Annotated in this window: 13 protein-coding genes; 7 read left to right on the forward strand and 6 right to left on the reverse strand. The window is 61.7% G+C overall.

Features of this window, described 5'->3' with window-relative positions:
* Nucleotides 1-14: 14 nt before the first annotated feature.
* Entirely contained in the window at nucleotides 15-896 is an 882-nt protein-coding gene (locus QP029_RS13770) for a YwiC-like family protein (RefSeq protein ID WP_284874805.1), read from the reverse strand.
* A gap of 372 nt (nucleotides 897-1,268) precedes the next feature.
* Nucleotides 1,269-2,564 (reverse strand): glucose-6-phosphate dehydrogenase, encoded by a 1,296-nt coding sequence (locus QP029_RS13775; RefSeq protein ID WP_284874806.1) that lies wholly within the window; start codon nucleotides 2,562-2,564, stop codon nucleotides 1,269-1,271.
* A 66-nt stretch (nucleotides 2,565-2,630) separates the two neighbouring features.
* On the opposite strand from QP029_RS13775, the gene QP029_RS13780 reads away from it, so the two are divergent.
* Both QP029_RS13780 and QP029_RS13785 read left to right on the forward strand, forming a co-directional pair.
* Nucleotides 2,631-4,463 carry a glycoside hydrolase family 15 protein gene (locus QP029_RS13780; RefSeq protein ID WP_284874807.1) on the forward strand — a complete coding sequence of 611 codons (1,833 nt, stop codon included), beginning with the start codon at nucleotides 2,631-2,633 and terminating at the stop codon, nucleotides 4,461-4,463.
* Nucleotides 4,464-4,512: 49 nt separating this feature from the next.
* Nucleotides 4,513-4,755, forward strand: coding sequence for a hypothetical protein (locus QP029_RS13785; protein WP_284874808.1), 243 nt, complete (start codon nucleotides 4,513-4,515; stop codon nucleotides 4,753-4,755).
* Here QP029_RS13785 and QP029_RS13790 read toward each other — a convergent pair.
* The 3 genes from QP029_RS13790 to dnaG form a co-directional block, all read right to left on the reverse strand.
* Complete coding sequence (locus tag QP029_RS13790) at nucleotides 4,752-6,290, reverse strand: glycosyltransferase (protein WP_284874809.1); 1,539 nt, start codon at nucleotides 6,288-6,290, stop codon at nucleotides 4,752-4,754. The genes QP029_RS13785 and QP029_RS13790 overlap by 4 nt on opposite strands.
* A complete protein-coding gene (locus QP029_RS13795) occupies nucleotides 6,287-7,516 on the reverse strand; it encodes a glycosyltransferase family 4 protein (RefSeq protein WP_284874810.1) in 1,230 nt (409 codons plus the stop codon). The genes QP029_RS13790 and QP029_RS13795 overlap by 4 nt, the downstream gene beginning before the upstream one ends.
* A 150-nt stretch (nucleotides 7,517-7,666) precedes the next feature.
* Nucleotides 7,667-9,580 (reverse strand): DNA primase, encoded by a 1,914-nt coding sequence (gene dnaG / locus QP029_RS13800; RefSeq protein WP_284874811.1) that lies wholly within the window; start codon nucleotides 9,578-9,580, stop codon nucleotides 7,667-7,669.
* 139 nt (nucleotides 9,581-9,719) lie between these two features.
* On the opposite strand from dnaG, the gene QP029_RS13805 reads away from it, so the two are divergent.
* The 5 genes from QP029_RS13805 to QP029_RS13825 all read left to right on the forward strand — a co-directional run bounded on the left by QP029_RS13805 (nucleotide 9,720) and on the right by QP029_RS13825 (nucleotide 15,934).
* Entirely contained in the window at nucleotides 9,720-10,169 is a 450-nt protein-coding gene (locus tag QP029_RS13805) for a guanyl-specific ribonuclease (RefSeq protein WP_284874812.1), read from the forward strand.
* Between the two features lie 389 nt (nucleotides 10,170-10,558).
* Nucleotides 10,559-11,545 carry an AAA family ATPase gene (locus QP029_RS13810; protein ID WP_284874813.1) on the forward strand — a complete coding sequence of 329 codons (987 nt, stop codon included), beginning with the start codon at nucleotides 10,559-10,561 and terminating at the stop codon, nucleotides 11,543-11,545.
* A gap of 11 nt (nucleotides 11,546-11,556) precedes the next feature.
* Complete coding sequence (locus QP029_RS13815) at nucleotides 11,557-14,115, forward strand: S8 family peptidase (RefSeq protein WP_284874814.1); 2,559 nt, start codon at nucleotides 11,557-11,559, stop codon at nucleotides 14,113-14,115.
* Nucleotides 14,116-14,349: 234 nt separating this feature from the next.
* A complete protein-coding gene (locus QP029_RS13820; RefSeq protein ID WP_284874815.1) occupies nucleotides 14,350-14,535 on the forward strand; it encodes a hypothetical protein in 186 nt (61 codons plus the stop codon).
* On the forward strand, nucleotides 14,525-15,934 hold the full coding sequence (locus tag QP029_RS13825) for an amidase (protein WP_284874816.1): 1,410 nt from the start codon (nucleotides 14,525-14,527) through the stop codon (nucleotides 15,932-15,934). Before QP029_RS13820 ends, QP029_RS13825 begins: the two co-directional genes overlap by 11 nt.
* 73 nt (nucleotides 15,935-16,007) lie before the next feature.
* Here QP029_RS13825 and scpC read toward each other — a convergent pair whose 3' ends face one another.
* Nucleotides 16,008-17,417 (reverse strand): succinyl-CoA:acetate CoA-transferase ScpC, encoded by a 1,410-nt coding sequence (scpC, locus tag QP029_RS13830; protein ID WP_284876267.1) that lies wholly within the window; start codon nucleotides 17,415-17,417, stop codon nucleotides 16,008-16,010.
* Nucleotides 17,418-17,462: the final 45 nt, after the last annotated feature.

Genomic DNA, 17,462 nt, shown 5'->3' on the forward strand with positions numbered 1-17,462 from the left:
ATCCGGTGTGGCCGTTATACGGCGAGCAAGACGGCAACGCATGCTGCCAGCAAGATCGGCACCTCTGCTACGCCGACGCGTCGTGCCGACCAGACCTCTCCTCGGCTAGCTGAGTGGGGAATAAGTACCGCACGAGCCAACGCGAGAGTCATCGTCAGAGCCATCACACATCCAGCAAGCCAACCAACACTTGAGAACGCTGTCCCAACTAGGACCAGGATCACCGCCGCCACATGATAGGCAATGGACCCAGCAAGATATCGCCAATTACCCTTCTCCCGGATCATCGACTTCACAAATGGGATCGTCCCGGAAAAGTAGATCGCCAGGAATAACCCGGAAGTCCAAGCCATATCTGGGACACCGAGCGGCGTGGAGACAGACTCCCCCTGCCCCACCATGGTCAGAGCGGGGAAAAGAAGTGCCGAGGCGATGGTGGTAGACACTCCAGACAATGTGGAGCGACTCCGCCCCTGGATGGTCTCCCACACAGCGACAGCCACGAGCGGGGCAAACGGAGCGGCCCACCATATCAGTGGCGGCTGCAGCAAGAGAGCTACAGCAATGCCGGCCAGCGCCACCGTCCCGTACACGTACACCGGCGTCAGATAGTGAGCCCGCCGACGGGGATTCCGGGCTTTCGCAGCCAGCCCGAACGCAAAGAACGCGAAGTAACCGAAGAACCAGGCCACCAGCACCGCAGGAAAGACCACCGCGGGGGTCCAGCCGGCTTCAGCCTCGCGATTCCAGGTCACGAGCCCCGAGACAAGACCGAGCACGGCCGGGCTGACGAGCATCGCCCACGCACCGTGCTGGTTAGGCACCCACGGCGAGATTCCCTTGTGCCGCTTCTTCTTTCCTCTTCCGGTGGAGCGTGGGGCCTTCGTGCTCGTCATGGCGTCAGACTAACATCAACCGAAAGTTTGACACGAATTCGTCCGTACTAAGTGGAGGAACCGCAAACCTGCAGGTTAGTGACTGTCGACTGTCGCCGGAGTCGTCACTGTCTCAGCTCCGCCTTCAGAAGCTGCCGCCGCTCCCCCATCTACCACGGTGGCGTACACCAGCGCGGTGAAGGCGAGGGTGGCCGAGGCGCTCATGGACAACCGATGACGTGCTGAGTGTTCGCTCGCCATGGACGCCTCCGTTACTTCGCCGAGCAGGATACCGTTTCGCTTCTGAAATTAGCCCATTGAGACGGACTTGTCGCAAAATAATTCACTGCTCTAGGCGAAGCAGGGGAAACGTTACTGATTCTTTATGCTTTTTCACCAGGCCGCAGGTCCGCAGGATCCCGCCGGATACTCCTCCATGGGGATCTCACCGGCAGTGAACGCATCGAGCACCGGCTGCAGGATCTCCCACGAGCGCTGGGGCGCGCCGACAGGAACTTCGACTCGGTGGTCGTCATCGATGAGCGCCCGAACGACCCGGCCATAGGGCGACAGTCTCGAAGGAACCAGGTCGGAGTGAAGCGTCACCCGCTGTAGGTTGTCACGGTAGCCGTGATCGGGGACATTGAGCTCGAGGAAGATGTCATCGGTAAACGGCAATACCAGCCGAGCAGGGGTAACCTCCTCAGCGCCTTCTGGGATCCGATAGGTGACGGCGATTGCCTGCTGCGGATCGCCGACGGCCTTGCCGGAACGAAGGCGCACCCGGACACCCTTCCATTGCTCGGTGTCTACCTTCAGGTCCAGTTGCACGAGGGTCTCCCTGCCCCGGTCCGGGTCGACGCCTTCCTCGTCCACATACGAGGGAAGCTGACGGCTGTCAATGGTCCCGGCCGTATACCGAGCCCGGCGCGCAGTGCCCGGAATCACCGCGGTTGCATCGAGGATATCCCCCGGGCCGGACGACCCGCCGACAGCGAGGACGTGTGCCATCACCTGCAGGAGATGGGATTGAATCATGTCCCGGGTCGCGCCATTGTTGTCGTAGAACTCGGCCCTCCCCTCCAGCGCCAGGGTCTCGTCAAAGGTGATGTCCACCAATTCGATGTGGCGGCCACTCCAACTGGCGGCGAACGGAGCATTTGCCGCAACGAGGTTGACCAAATTGCTCACCGCCGATTCGCAGATGAAGTGATCCACGCGGAAGACATGATCTTCATCGGTGGCCGTCAGTAGCTGTGTGTCCAACGCGTCAGCCCCGGCCGCGTCATCACCGAAGGGCTTCTCCAGCGCGAGCACCACATTCCCGGGCAGGGTGACGTCCTTGAGTGCCGCCACTGACTTCTCGGTCACTGCGGGTGGGAGGGCGAAGTAGATGATGGCGCGTCCATCCGTTGGGATGCCGTCCAGGACGTTCCGCAGGTCTGCGGCGCTGGTAGCGTCGGCGGTGCGGTAGGAGGCATCGCGGAAAAGCTCCTCCGGAAGACCCGCCTTCTTCATGGATTCGTGAACGATGCCCGGATAATCCGGGACGTCCTCCTGCCCCACCGCCACGAGACGGACAGCCGCGTCGCCGTGCTGCGCGAGGTATTCGCCGATACCAGGAATGAGAAGACGACGCGCGAGGTCGCCGGCGCCGCCGAGGATGATAAACGTCACGGGAGAGGTCACGCCCGCCACGGTACGCCCGCGGCCCTGACAGGCATGACGAGCGGGTGAGACATAGACTTGGTGGACATGACCTCCACGCCGATCGAGAAGTACGCCCTGCTGTCCGACACCCGCACGGGCGCCCTGGTCTCGGAGGGCGGCAGCATCGACTGGCTGTGTCTGCCCCGTTTTGACTCCCAGGCCGTATTCACCTCCCTGCTGGGAACCGAGGAACACGGTCACTGGCTCATCGACCTCCCCGGTGGCGCAGTGGTCAGCCGTCGTTACCAGGGAAATACCTTCGTCCTGGAGACCACCTGGCGCACCGACACCGGGACGGCCGTGGTCACCGAGTTCATGCCCATCGTCGAGGAGGAGGGACTGCTGGACTGCACCGACCTCATGCGCATGGTGGTGTGCACTGAAGGGCAGGTCGACGTCCGCTCGGTCCTCCGGCTGCGTTTCGACTACGGCCAGGCCACCCCGTTCTTCCGCTACTCCGTCCTCGACGAGGAACACAACCTCGGTGAGGTGCGCGCCGTCGCCGGCCCCGATTCCGTCCACGTCCGTGGTCCCCAGATGGGTTTCGACGACGACTCCGGCGCCCACATCGGCGAGTACACCCTGTCCCAGGGTCAGTCCCTCGAGTGGGTGCTCACCTGGCATCCGTCCTACCGCGACATCAACCCGTGGCCCGACTACTCCTTTGCCCTGCAGCACACCCAGAACTTCTGGGAGAACTGGGCCGCCGACTGCGACTTCTCCGGTGAGTACGAAGAGGAGGTCATCCGCTCCCTGCTGGTCCTCCGGGCATTGACCGACTCCCTCACCGGCGGCATCGTCGCCGCCCCCACCACCTCCCTGCCCGAGGAGTTCGGTGGCTCCCGCAACTGGGACTACCGCTACGTGTGGCTCCGCGACTCCGCACTCACCATCGAGGCCCTCGTTGAATCCGGTTTCTCCGACCGGGCGGACGAGTGGCGCAACTGGCTCCTGCGCGCCATCGCCGGCGACTCCTCCGAACTGCGCATCATGTACGGCATTCGCGGCGAACGCCACCTCCCCGAATTCGAACTCGAGCACCTGCCCGGCTACGAGAACTCCGGGCCGGTACGCATCGGCAACGGCGCCTCCGAGCAGTACCAGGCCGACGTTGTCGGCGAAGTAATGATCGCGCTGGAAACCCTCCGCGAGGCCGGCGTCCACGAAGACGAGTTCTCCTGGGACATGCAGAAGTCCATCCTCGAGTTCCAGGAAGCCCAGTTCCACGTCCCCGACCACGGTATCTGGGAGATGCGCTCCGAACCACAGCACTTCACCCACGGCCGCGCCATGATGTGGGCGGCCTTCGACCGCGGCGTCAAGGCCGTGGAACAGCACGGGTTCGACGGACCCGTCGACCGCTGGCGTGAACTCCGGGCCACGCTCCGGGACGAGATCATGTCCCAGGGATGGAACGACGAACTCCAGTCCTTCACCCAGACCTACGGCGGTGAGGACGTCGACGCCTCCCTGCTGCAGCTCGCCCAGATCGGTTTCATCGAATACAGCGACCCCAAGATGCTCTCCACCGTCTCCCGCATCGAGGACACCCTCGTCGATGACGCCGGATTCCTTCACCGCTACCCCACCGGCACCGGGTCGGATGGCCTCGAAGGCTCCGAGTACCCCTTCCTCCTCTGCTCCTTCTGGCTCATCGAACAGTACGCCCACTCCGACCGACTGGACGACGCCCGCGAGAAGATGGACCGCGTCCTCGCCGTCTCCTCCGACCTCGGCCTGCTCTCCGAGGAATACTCCACCGAGCACCACCGCTTGGCCGGTAATTACCCGCAGGCGTTCTCCCACCTGGGCCTCGTCCGCGCCGCCGCAGCCATCAACCACCCGAACCGTCCCGTCAACCCCGGGGTGTCCAGGTAGGCTGGTTCCCGTTGTTCCGTCCACCGCATCTCAAGGAGTTAAACCCCTCATGATCCAGTTCGTCATCGGAGCCGCAGCAGGCTACGTCCTCGGCACCAAGGCAGGCCGCCGACGATTCGAGCAGATCAAGAAGGGCTACACCGCCGCCGTCAACTCCCCGGTGACTAAGTCCGCCGTCAGCGCCACCCGCAAGGCCGTGGCCAATAAGCTCGACCCGCAGCCCCGCATGCGTGAGGTCAAGAACGTTCGCCAGGCCGACGGTTCACAGGTGCTGGAGCCGGATCAGGACTAGCTGGTACCCAGGCGGTCGTACATCGCCTGGTAACGCTCACTGTTCCCTCGCCACCCGCGCTGCCTCGTCCATTCGGGTCCTTTCTGGCGGGCATTCTTCGTCTTCTCGATTGCCGAGGCGATTGCCTGGGCATCCCCCGCGGGAACATAGGTGGCGCGCTCCCCCGTCACCTCGCGGAGTGCTGGCAGGTCGCTGGCCACGACCGGCACATCAAGTGCCATCGCAGACAGTGGCTTGATCGGCGTGACCGTCCGGGTGACTTTCGTGTCCCGACGGGGCAACGCGAACACGTCTAGCGCGGCATACCAGCGCCAGATGCCGGCACTCGGCTGCCGACCGGCAAAGATGACGCGCTCATCCAGGCCAAGCGTCTTCGCCAACGCTTCCAGTTCCGGTCGTGCGGCACCATCTCCGACGATGAGCACCACATAGTCCTCCGGTAAATACTCCAGGGAGCGGATGAGGGTGTCGAGGCCTTCGTAGTCGACAACCGCGGTCACTGAGCCCACGTACTTCTTTGTCTCATCAAGACCCAGTTCTCGCCGGATCTCCGTCCGGTCATACTCTCTGCCTATCTCTGACTCGTCGACGGCATTGGGGACAACAGTGATCTTGTCCTCCGGCACTCCCCGCTCGATCAGCTGCTGCTTGGACACCTCACTCAATGCCACGACGGCGTTGGCTGCCTTCATACATGCGGTCTCCTTGGCTCGCGCCAGCCGGTAGAACTCTGAAGACTCAGCCGCAGCCTGTTCTTCCGCTGGCTTGCGGGACAGCCACGTCGACTCGAGTTCACCACGAACCTCGTAGACCCAGGGAATGTTGAGCTGCTTAGCTGCCTCGGCCACCACAATGGCGTTGGTGTAGTCCGTGGTGGTGTGCAGGATCGTCGCGCGGAAGTCCCGGGCCTCCTGGACGAGCATTTTTACCGCCAGTTCGGTGCGCTCATGCAACCCTGCCGGATAGAACCACGGCAGGAGGCGGCGGTAAGTGATGCCGTCGACCTTCTGCTCCGGTGAGATGGGCAGCTTGCCCACCAGGACCGGGTAGCCCAGGCGGGTAACGGCACGAACCGTGATCCCCTGCTCCTGCTGGCAGGTGAGCACATGCTGGGAGCGGACGGTGTAGCCGGAGTTGGTGAACGGCTCACTGTTGGTGAGGACATGGAGGACCCGGAGCTCGCCTGAGCGGTTCGGGTCCGTCACCGAGGGGACCGGGGACGTGAGCTGCTCGAGGCGTTCTCTGGTGCGCTGAGCCAGGTGGCGGTCGCTGGCGCTCGCGCGCTTCCCCTGTTCCACGGTGAGGTGGATGCCGCGGGTGAGATGGCCGGCGTCGATAAGCGAACGGACCTGCGTGTTCTGCCCCGTCGCAAGGGCGCGCAGTGGTGCGGTGGGGATGCGGGAGACCGGGCCGCCGGCGAGGCGGATGCGTTCGGCGAGTTTGCCGGCGAAGCCGCGCGGATCGCTGGCGACGAGGTTGACCGTCGCGGACGTGAGGAGGGTGCCAAGGCGCAGGAGAAACAGCGGATTGATCACTGCGTGGCCTTGTCGATGAGGCGGAGCAGGCGCTCAGGGGCGGTGGTGCTGCGCTCGTCCTCGACCCAGGTGGCGCCGTCGCCGTTGATGGCCAGGCGCTGGCGGTGGCAGGCGAGGTGGACCCAGAGATCGGCAAGCTGCTGCGGATTCTCCGGGGTGACGATGTCACCCGCACCGCGGTCGCGGATGATGTCGGCGGCCTCACCGCTGACCACGCCGGAGATGTGGACACGGGCGGCCATGAGCTCATAAGTCTTCGACGGCACGGCCCGGTCGAGCGCCTCCCAGTCGGTGAGATGCACCAGGGCGGTGTCGGCCCAGTCGTAGAAGGGGGCGAGATCCTCAGCGGGCTGGCGGCTCTCGAAGCTCACCTCGACCGCGCGGTGCTCGGCGGTCTCGGTGAGGGCATCGCGGGTGACACCCGCGCCGACGAAACGCAGCTCGATGTCCACGCCCTGCGCGCGGGCCAGTTCCGCCGCCTTGATGGCGTTCTCCAGGTTCTGGGCGCGGCCGAACGTGCCGGCGTAGAGGACGTTGAGGCGCTCCCCCTCCGGGCGGGGGCCCTCGTCCTTGACGTAGCAGGTCTCCGGAGGGAACACGTTGCGGATGGTCTCGATCGGCGGGGTGTGGCCGTCGGTCATGATCTCCGGGCGAGCGGCCAGATCCTGGGCCAGCTTGCTGGAGGTGACCGAGATGCCGGCGGCGTTCTTCAAGGCACCGTTGACCACGGTGCGGGTGAGTGCGCTGATGAGCTGCATCGGCCCCCTGGACAGGACACGTTCACGGAGGGACTTGCGCCCCGTACCCTTGTTCCAGTTGCTGAATTCCTCGAGCAGGTCGGGCCAGGCGTCACGAAGATCGATGATGTACGGAGCCTTGAACCGGGCCGCGGCGAAACGGGTGGCGAACGCCGTGGGCAGGGCCGGGACGGTGCCGATCACGAGGTCCGGCTGGTACCCGCAGAGTTTGCCCGGGCGCTTGAGCACCACCCAGATCGCACCGAGCGCGACCGTGGCCTGGTTGAGGGCGCGCAGCGTGAGCGAGGAGCCGGCCGGGAGGAAACCCGAGCGGACGATGTGCTCACCGGCGGGGCCGGTGTTGTTCTCCACTGCCGAGGAGAACTTGCGCTCCTGCAGCCAGGTGCGCACACCCATCTTGCGCTGGTAGTGCGGGGGCGGGGCGATGACGGTGACGTCATGGCCGGCGTCGACAAGAATCTTGGCCAACCAGGTCCAGCGGCGCTGTGGGACACCGTTCTCAGGATGCCAATACTGAGAGAGGACAAGGATCTTCATAACTAGAAATCATCCCCTCCACGGACCCTTGGCAGCTTATTCCATACTTACTGTACTGAGTCGGGCGCAGAGTTCAGACCATTACTCCGGAACTCGCCCCCGGAAGGCGCGATCATTGAGCTCCCGGCGCGCCTGTTCGAGCGCCACGAGGTCCGCGAACAGGGTGTTGTAGGTCTGCTCATCATCTGAGGGTCGCATCCGCTGCAACTGCCCCTTGAGCTGGGCGATCTGGTTACCCACCTCCGCCTCCTGCAGGCGGGAGAGCACCGAATCGGTGTAGTCCGGCAGGCCCTTCGCCTCGACCGGGACGTCCTCCACGGCGAGCTCGGAGACGAGGTTACGACCCCCCAGATCGGTCATCTCCCCGGCAACGGTGGCGATCCAGTCCACACCCGTATGGGCGGTGGTCGTCCCGCCGCGGGTGGCCATGGCGTCCTTGATCATCCGGTAGGCGGGATGGGTGAACGCGTCCGCGCTGATGCCATCGAAGTAGGAGCCGGCGAGCTCCGGGTACTGCAGCGCCAGCTTGAGCGACTCACGCTCCGGCCACAGGCGCGGATCACGCGGCTCCGGCATGGGGACCGCCGGGGTCTGCTGGACCGGGGCGGACTGATCGGAGTCGAAGCGGGTGGCACGGCGCTGCTTCGGCTCCGCCTTGGGCTTACGCGCCTCCGCACGGACCTGCTGCAGCACCTCATCGGTGTTGGCCCAGCCGACCCAGCCGGCGAGCTGACGGGCGTACTCCGCCTGCAGGACCGGATCCTTGATGCCGGCGACGACGGGGACGGTGCGTCGCAAAGCCTGCAGTCGCCCCTCCACCGTGTCGAGATTGTGCTCCCGCAGCATCGCCTCGATGACGAACTGGAACATCGGCATCCGGTCCGCGACCAGATCCCGCACCGCCGCCTCACCCTTCTCCAGGCGGAGATCACACGGATCCATGCCCTCCGGCGCGACAGCCACAAACGACTGGCCGGTGAATTTCTGATCCCCCTCGAACGCCCGCATCGCCGCCTTCTGGCCGGCCTCATCACCGTCGAAGGTGTAGATCAGCTCGCCGCGGAAGTAATTGTCATCGAGCATGAGGCGACGCAGGATCTGCAGGTGCTCCGCACCGAACGCCGTGCCACAGGCAGCGACAGCCGTGGTCACCCCCGCCGCGTACATCGCCATGACATCCGTGTAGCCCTCCACCACCACCGCCTGATGCGACGCCGCGATATTCTTCTTCGCCAGATCCAGACCGAACAGCACCTTGGACTTGTGATAGAGCATCGTGTCCGGGGTGTTCATGTACTTGCCCAACTTGTCATCGTCGAACAACTTGCGCGCACCGAAACCGATGACATTCCCCGACAAGTCCTTGATCGGCCACAACAGACGACGATGGAAACGATCGATCGGGCCACGACGCCCCATCGTGGACAGCCCCGCAGCCTCCAGCTCCTTGAACTCAAAACCCTTCCGCAGCAGATGCTTCGTCATCGTGTCCCAGCCCTCCGGCGCATACCCGCACTCGAAGGTGTAGATGTGCTCCTGCGAGAACCCCCGGTCCAGCAGGAACTCACGTGCCGTCTGCGCCTGCGGAGTCTCCAACTGCTCCCGGTAGAACAGATGCGCCGCCTTGTTCGCGTCAATCAACCGCTTACGGGTCCCCGGCTCCTCCCGGCGCGCACCCGTCGAACCGCCCTGATAGTTGATCGTGTACCCGATCTCCTGCGCCACCTGCTCCACAGCCTCCGGGAACGAGATGTGCTCCATCTCCATGAGGAACGTGAACACATCCCCACCCTTACCCGTGGAAAAACAATGGAAATAGCCACGATTCGGACGCACATGGAACGACGGCGTCTTCTCATCCTTGAACGGACTCAGCCCCTTGAGCGAATCAGCACCACCCGGCTTGAGCTGAACGTACTCCCCTACGATCTCCTCAATGGCGGCGCGCTCACGGATCGCCTGAATATCACTCTCCGGAATCCGTCCCTTTGCCATGCGTACAGGGTACCGGGAGGGTCAAACCCAGGCGGCGCGTGGCAGAATACGGGCCATGTCTGGTGGTTCAGGTCGTGGTTCAGGTCGAGGTTCAGGTCGTGGTGGCGGGTCCGGTTCGGGGCCGAAGGGGAAATCGTTGGTGGCCGTCGCCGGTGGCATCGCCCTCGTGGCCGTCGCCGGGTGGCTCGGAGTGGATCTGTCGGGGGACGGGGCAGATGGGGGCTCTGAGACTTCTGGAGCGCCGACGCAGGCGAGCGGAGCGGCTGGAACCGCTGCCGACGGTAACTACGAGACGTGCTCCGTGGACACCCTCCCCCGCGAAGCCGAACCCGTCGTCGAGGACATCCTCGCCGGCGGACCCTACGAATACCCCGGCGAAGACGGCGGACACTTCGGCAACTACGAAGGCATCCTCCCCGACGAACGCAACAGCTACTACCGCAGCTACACCGTGGACACCCCGGGCCTCAACCACCGGGGAGAACGCCGCATCGTCGTCGGCGGCGGCACCGAAACCGACCCGGACGTGTGGTTCTACAGCGACGATCACTATGAGTCGTTCTGTCTGATTCCGGATGCGGAGGAATGAGTAGAATGTAAAATCGAAACCAGGTCTGAAATTACTTCAACCGTGTAGAAGCTACCGCCATCTCTCTACCAGTTCAGCCTCGATCGCCGAAGATCTTCGTGGGCAGACTAATTAGTGTGAACTTTCTAATCCCCCTGTCGACTTCACACAACTAGCAAGAACAAATACTCCTGTAGCGAGACAGAACTTCGGTCGTCGAAAACTCAGAGAAGATCCTCCACCTACGAAATCACGAAACTGTCCTTCCGAAATTCAAACAAAAAAAGAGTCCCAACTAGCATTGCAGCTGGCCCCGCAATGTTCTACATGCCTAGAGCTAGTGAGAATACTAGGTAGACTCAAAAAACGAGAACGCACATCGGCAACCAGTTAGCAGGAGCAATAGAGACATGGCCACAAAAGACCAAATGAAAGCCTTAGTCAAAAGCCACGCACAAGGCGATGATCCACAATTCTACGGGGTAGCAATGCAAGTCGCAGCCAGAGCGGCGAGGGCGGGGCAGTCAAAATTTGCCCAAGAACTAAGAGACTTAGTAGACGAACTCAGGCGAGAAGCACCGCACAGACCTGACGGGGGATCTGTTATTCCCCTGACGCGCCCGAAAAGCGAGCTCGCTCAACTTTTGGACGTCAGTTACCCGAACGCGAGATGGTGTGACCTTACCTACGATTCCCAGTTGAAGCTACAGCTCCGACAGGTACTCTCCGAGCAGAAGAAGCGAAATCTTCTCGAAACATACGGTCTTAAGCCGGCCCATCGCCTGCTATTTGTTGGACCTCCGGGAACAGGAAAGACAACGACCGCTCACGTTATTGCCGCAGAGCTTGGATTGACCGTATTCTCGATCAAACTAGACACGGTCTTGACAAAGTATCTCGGAGAATCCGCAACTAAACTACGAATGATCTTCGACTCGATTCCACAAATGAAAGGAGTATATTTATTTGATGAAGTTGATGCGATCGCCGGAAACCGCGGAGCAAGCAATGATGTGGGCGAAGTTAGGAGAATCCTGAACTCGTTCCTCCAGTTCCTCGAAGAGGATACATCTGACAGCATTATCATTGCCGCGACAAATCATCCGGAACTCCTCGACGCCGCCCTGTTCAGAAGATTCGACACCATCCTAGAATTTGATCCTCCTGGGCCGAAATCAATTCCCTTGATCATAAAGAACCGTCTTGCATCGCTCGAAATAGCTATCAATGATTGGGGGACTATAGTGCGATCCGCTAGCGGCCTGAGCCATGCCGAGATAACCACTATCGCGGAGAACGCAGCAAAGTTCGTAATCTTGAGTGGACGGGGATCAGTTCAAACAAAGGATATACTCCGTTCACTGAATAATCGCCGTAAGACTATTGGAAGAAGATAGGAAAAGAACAAATGGAACCGAACTACACCCTGCCACATATCGTGGTCCCGATGAAGCCTCAGGCTGAACCTTTTACTTCCGTATTCAGCGGCAGAGAACGCACCAATCGGGATTTTGTAACTGACCACAAAGACCACGGAAATAAGCTCAAGAACCAATATAATGCCGCTTGGGCGCACGATGATATCGACGCAGACGAAGACGATTCTAGTACGGGTACTCTCATTACATTTGTGACCTACCCCGACGTAGAGATTAATTTCGAAAGCCTCGAAAGTTCTGCAAGCGGAGAACAACCTCAGATTGTGGCGGTTCGCGAAGTCTGGAATGGTAATTCTAAGGTTCTCAGAGTAACTGTCCACATACCCAGCGGAAAGAAGCAGTTCTTTCTGGATAAAGTTGAATCATACCTTTCGACCGTCGACGATGATAACCCTAGAAACAAAAAACTACTACACGCTATCGATTCAATTCGCAAAGCTACAGTTCAAGAACTGTGGACTGATCCAATGGAGCATTTCCCATCTGATTCCTCAAAGCAAGTCTGGTGGGAAGTATGGCTTCGCTCTAATGACGGTAGTGAAAAGTTAAAGTTTGACAGTTTTGTAGAGGCGCACGGGTTGCGGACTAGCGATACCTATTTGGGCTTCGACGACCGAATTATCACCCTAATCTGCGCCAGCGTGGACCAACTTTCGAAGTGTTTTAAATCCATTGACGACATCGCTGAACTTCGACGCCCCCGTCAGGTCGTTAGCGCCATTCCAGTTTCCTCTCCCTCCGACCAGCAGGAATACGCGAAAGAACTAGGAACGAGAACAGTGCCGGCAAGCGAGGACGCGCCAGCGGTATGCATTCTTGATCGTGGAGTTCAAAGAACGCATCCTTTGTTGTCACATTCCATTAATCCTCACGATCTCTTCGCTCCTGAGTCTATCGGCCACCACGATCCCGTGATACACGACCACGGGACCGAGATGGCGGGTTTAGCGTTATATAACGATCTAGAGAGTGCCCTTTTGGCCACTCATCCAATCGAACTCCTCCATCGCCTAGAGTCGGTCAAGATCTTGCCGGACAAGGGGACGAATAGGCCCGACCTTTACGGAGCTATCACTGCCCAGGGAGTCGATCTGACTGAGATCCAATCAGCCGACAAGCGGCGTGTTTTCATGCTCGCGGTCACCGCACAGCATCCTGGTCTCGGCTCTGATGATGCAAATCTCGAGAATTCCGAATCGGGTGCTCCTACCTCATGGTCTGCCAGCGTAGATGCTCTTGCTTTTGGGCGATCTATCGATACTCTCTCTGGCGAGTTCACCTACCTAGACAGAGAAGAACGTTCCCGTTCTCGTCTGTTTGTCATTTCTGCTGGAAATATTCGAGACTTGCGCCCTAAAGATAATTACCTGGATCGATGCGACGCCGAGTCAGTCGAGGATCCGTCGCAAGCTTGGAATGCAATCACGGTGGGCGCTTACTCGGCAAAAGACGAAATGAAAGAAGCTGATCCCATTTTTGCCGGATACGTTCCCGTTGCCGAACGCGGGGAGTTGTCACCTGCAAGTCGTACCTCGGTATCTTTCGATCGCAAACGCTGGCCATTCAAACCCGAGGTGGTGGCTGACGGTGGGAACTACGCTCGTGACCCGGGTGAGACCACGATTGATTCTCCTCCAAATTTGGCCATTGTTACCACTCGGCTCCATCGCCCCGGTCAGGGTCAATTTGTTGAAACACGCGACACCTCAGCTGCGGCCGCGCAAGTCGCTGCAATCGCCGCCAGTATATCAGCGAAGTATCCAGATTTCTCACCTGAGACCATTAGGGCTCTTGTAGTTCATTCCGCTCGTTGGACGGACGCCATGAAGGCTCATTTTGACCCAAAGAAAAGTAAGGAAAATTTAAGCAATCTACTTCGCCGCTATGGCATGGGCGTGCCCAGTCTGGAGAGGGCACTTTACAGCGCAGCTAACTCTCTAACTTTGGTGTCAGAATCCACAATTAAACCATTCGAAACTCCTGAGGGCTCTTCGAGTTCTAGGACCAGGGAGATGAATCTCCACGCGCTGCCTTGGCCCTCCGAGGTGCTGGAGGGTTTATCTGACGATGTCTCAATGCGCGTTACATTGTCCTATTTTGTAGAACCTAACCCATCCCGGCGTGGCTGGGTTAAGCGTTACTCCTACCAGTCCCATGGTCTCCGTTTTGCGGTCAGGCGGCCCGAAGAGAGCGTAGATGATTTTCGTAGACGTATTAACAAACGTGAACGAAGTAACGGTACATTTTCGAGCGGCGAAACGGATGGCGGTTGGCTCTTCGGCCCCAGACAGCAGCAATCTCCGGGTTCACTTCACACCGATATCTGGACTGGGTCTGCATCTGATCTCGCAAGAAAGGAGTTCATTGCTGTTTACCCGGTATCTGGGTGGTGGAAGTTCCGGAAAGGAATGGACCAAAGTAGCAAAGGTGTGGATTATTCCTTAGTTGTCAGTATCGACGCTCCAAAATTGAGCGTTGATCTTTACCACGAAGTTAAGAATAAGATTGGATCGATCGTCGAAGTGTAATATACCTGTGGCGCATTCAAACAATACTCCACTTATTTCGCTTTTCACTGCCACGTTCCCTTCCGAAATCACAGTCGGCCGCTGGTTTTTCCTTTCCGCCCTTCCTAAAACCATGAAAACCCGTACATATTGGACACCCCTCCCCCAGATCCGGACGTGATCCGGTTGAATCCTCGCTTCACCACATCCAAGGCACAGAACTGGTAACCACACAGCGAGAATCCTGGAGGCCCCATGTCCCGGTACGTCGAAGAAGTACTCCGGTCCAAGAACATCCACCCCACTGACACTGAGCTCGAGTCCCTGGCCGCGAAGTGGCAGGCGTTGCAGCGCCAGCGCGGCACGCTTGCCGGCATCGCGCTGGCGGACGCGGACATCGCACTGCGCTGCATCCCCGGGGGTGATCACGTTGAGCAGTGAGATTCTCACGATGACCGGCGTGGAGGTCGGCACCCTCATGGCCCGGGGGCACCTCTCCCCCGTCGAGGTGACTCAGCTGACCCTCGAACACGCCCACGACCTCAACCCGGCGCTCAACGCCTACATCAGCTTCTGCGATGACCAGGCCCTCGCCGAGGCCGCGCAGGCGGAGGAGGAACTGAAGGCCGGGCGTTCCCGCGGGCCGCTGTACGGGGTGCCGGTGGCACTGAAGGACAGCGTGTTCGTCAAGGACGAGGTGACCACGCTCGGGTCGAAGATCCACGGTGAGTTCCGCCCGCCGCATGATGCGGCGGTCGTCGAGAAGCTCCGGGCGGCCGGTGCCGTCATCGTGGGCAAGCTCAACATGCACGAGTACGCGTGGGGGCTGACCAATGACAACCCGTGGTTCGGGGTGACGCGCAACCCGTGGAACCCGGAGAAGCTGGCCGGCGGGTCGAGCGGCGGCAGTGGCGTCGCGCCGGCGGCGAACATGAATTTCCTGACCATCGGGGCGGACGCCGCCGGGTCCATCCGCGTGCCCTCCTCCGTGTGCGGCGGGGTGGGGCTCAAGGCCACCTACGGCCGGGTGTCCACCTTCGGGGATTTCCCGCTGGCGTGGACGATCGGGCACGTCGGCCCGATGGTCAAGGACGTGACAGACGCGGCGGCGACGCTGCAGGCCATCGCGGGCTTCGACCACCGTGACCCGGCGAGCGTCAACGTCGCCGTCCCGGACTTCAGCGCGCTGCTGGACCGGGACGTCGACGGCCTGGTCATCGGCATCGAGGAGGACTACTTCTTCCGTGACGTGGACAGCCGGATCGAGGAGGTGGTGCGCGGGGTCATCGACCAGCTCGTCGAGCGTGGTGCCGTCCTCAGGCCCGTGTCCATCCCGGTGCTGGCGCACGCGCAGTGGGCGTGCTACATGACCATCCTCGCGGAGGCGAGCGCCGTCCACCACGAGAACCTGGTGGCCCGCCCCGACGACATCGGCCAGGACGTCCGCGCCCAGCTGCGGATCGGGGAGCTCATCAGCGCGGTGGAGTACCTGCAGGCGCAGCAGGTCCGCCGGCAGCTCAAGGAGGAGTTCACTCACGCCCTGGCGGAGGTGGACGTCATCCTCACCCCGACCATGCCGGTGATGACCCCGGACGTGGGCACCGAGCTGGTGGAACTGAACGGCGAGACCCTGCCGCTGCGGTCGCAGTTCACCCGCTTCTGCGTGCCCACCAACCTCACCGGGCACCCGTCGATGACGGTGCCGGCCGGGCTGGTCGACGGCCTGCCCGTCGGCGTGCAGATCATCGGGTCCGTCTTCGATGAGGCGACGGTGCTGCGGGCAGGGCGCGGCGTCGAGAAGCTCGGGACGATGAGCGGGCAGCACCCGCAGGTGAGCTGACCCCCTGAAGATGCAGCAACGCGGCACCGGAGAGATCCGGTGCCGCGTCGTTGTTCGGGGCCTATTTCGGCGCCTATTCCATCGAGCCCTTCTCGGCCAGGTTGACGTGGAAGTCGAACGCGGTGGCCAGGTCGTGCGGGGTGTGCAGGTGGGCGTTGCGGTTCGCCCGCTCGACGTACTCCTCGAGCAGCGGACGGTAGTCCGGGTGGGCGATCTCGATCAACTTGGGCGCCCGGTCGCGCGGAGCCAGGCCACGCAGGTCGGCGACACCGTACTCGGTGATGACGACCATGGCGTCATGCTCGGTGTGGTCGATGTGGGAAGCGAAGGGCACGATCGCGGAGATCGCGCCGTCCTTGGCGCTCGCCGGGGAGATGAACGTCGAGGCGAAGGCGTTGCGGGTGAAGTCACCGGAGCCGCCGATGCCGTTCATGATGCGGGTGCCGGCCACGTGCGTGAAGTTGACGTTGCCGTAGATGTCCGCCTCGATCATGCCGTTGGAGGAGATCAGCCCCATGCGGCGGATGACCTCCGGGGAGTTGGAGATCTGCAGCGGACGGGTGACCAGGTGCCTGCGGTAACGGGCGGCCTCCCGGTTCATCTTCTCCGCGTACTGCGGGGACAGGGCGAAGGAGGTGGCGGAGGCGACGGTCATCTTGCCGGCGTCGATGAGGTCGAGCATGCCGTCCTGCACGACCTCGGTGTAGGCCTGGATGTTCTCGAACTTGGAGTCCAGCAGGCCCGCCATCACCGCGCTGGGCACGTTGCCCACGCCCGACTGCATGATGTAGCCGTCGTAGGTCAGGCGGCCGGCCTGCACCTCGCCCTCGAGGAAGTCGAGGAAGTAGCCGGCGATCTGGCGGGAGGTCTCGTCGAAGGGCTTGAACGGCGAGTTCCGGTCCGGAGAATCGGTCTCCACCACGGCGACGACCTTGTCGATGTCGATGGTGATGTGCGGGGTGCCGATGCGGTCGCCGACGTTGATGATGGGGATCGGGCCGCGGTTGGGCAGCGGGGCGACGCGGTAGACATCGGCCATGCCCTCCAGGTTGAGGGACTGCCAGGAGTTGACCTCGATGATGATGCGCTCGGCGGCGTCGAGGTACTCGACGTTGTTGCCCACGCCGGACGAGGGGATGAGGTTGCCCTCCTCGGTGATGCGGGTGACCTCGACCACGGCGACGTCGATACGCTCCCCGAAGAAGCCCTGCTCCACCTGCTGCCCGGAGTGGGACAGGTGAAGATCCTGGTACTTCATGGTGCCGGCGTTGATGGCGGCACGCATGGCCGGGTCGGACTGGTAGGGCATGCGGTAGCGGATGGCCTCGGCCTCGGCGAGGACGCCGTCGCAGTCCGGGGCGGTGGAGGCACCGGTGAGCAGGTCGATGGCGAACTCGTCGCCACGCTCGTGAGCCTCGCGGGCCTTGGTCGCGATCGCCGTCGGCAGCTCCTTGGGGTAGGCCGCGCCGGTGAAGCCGGACATGCCGACCACATCGCCGTGGTGGACGAACTCGACGAAGTCATCGCG

The organism is Corynebacterium suedekumii, from assembly GCF_030252185.1.
Taxonomy (GTDB): Bacteria; Actinomycetota; Actinomycetes; order Mycobacteriales; family Mycobacteriaceae; genus Corynebacterium; species Corynebacterium suedekumii.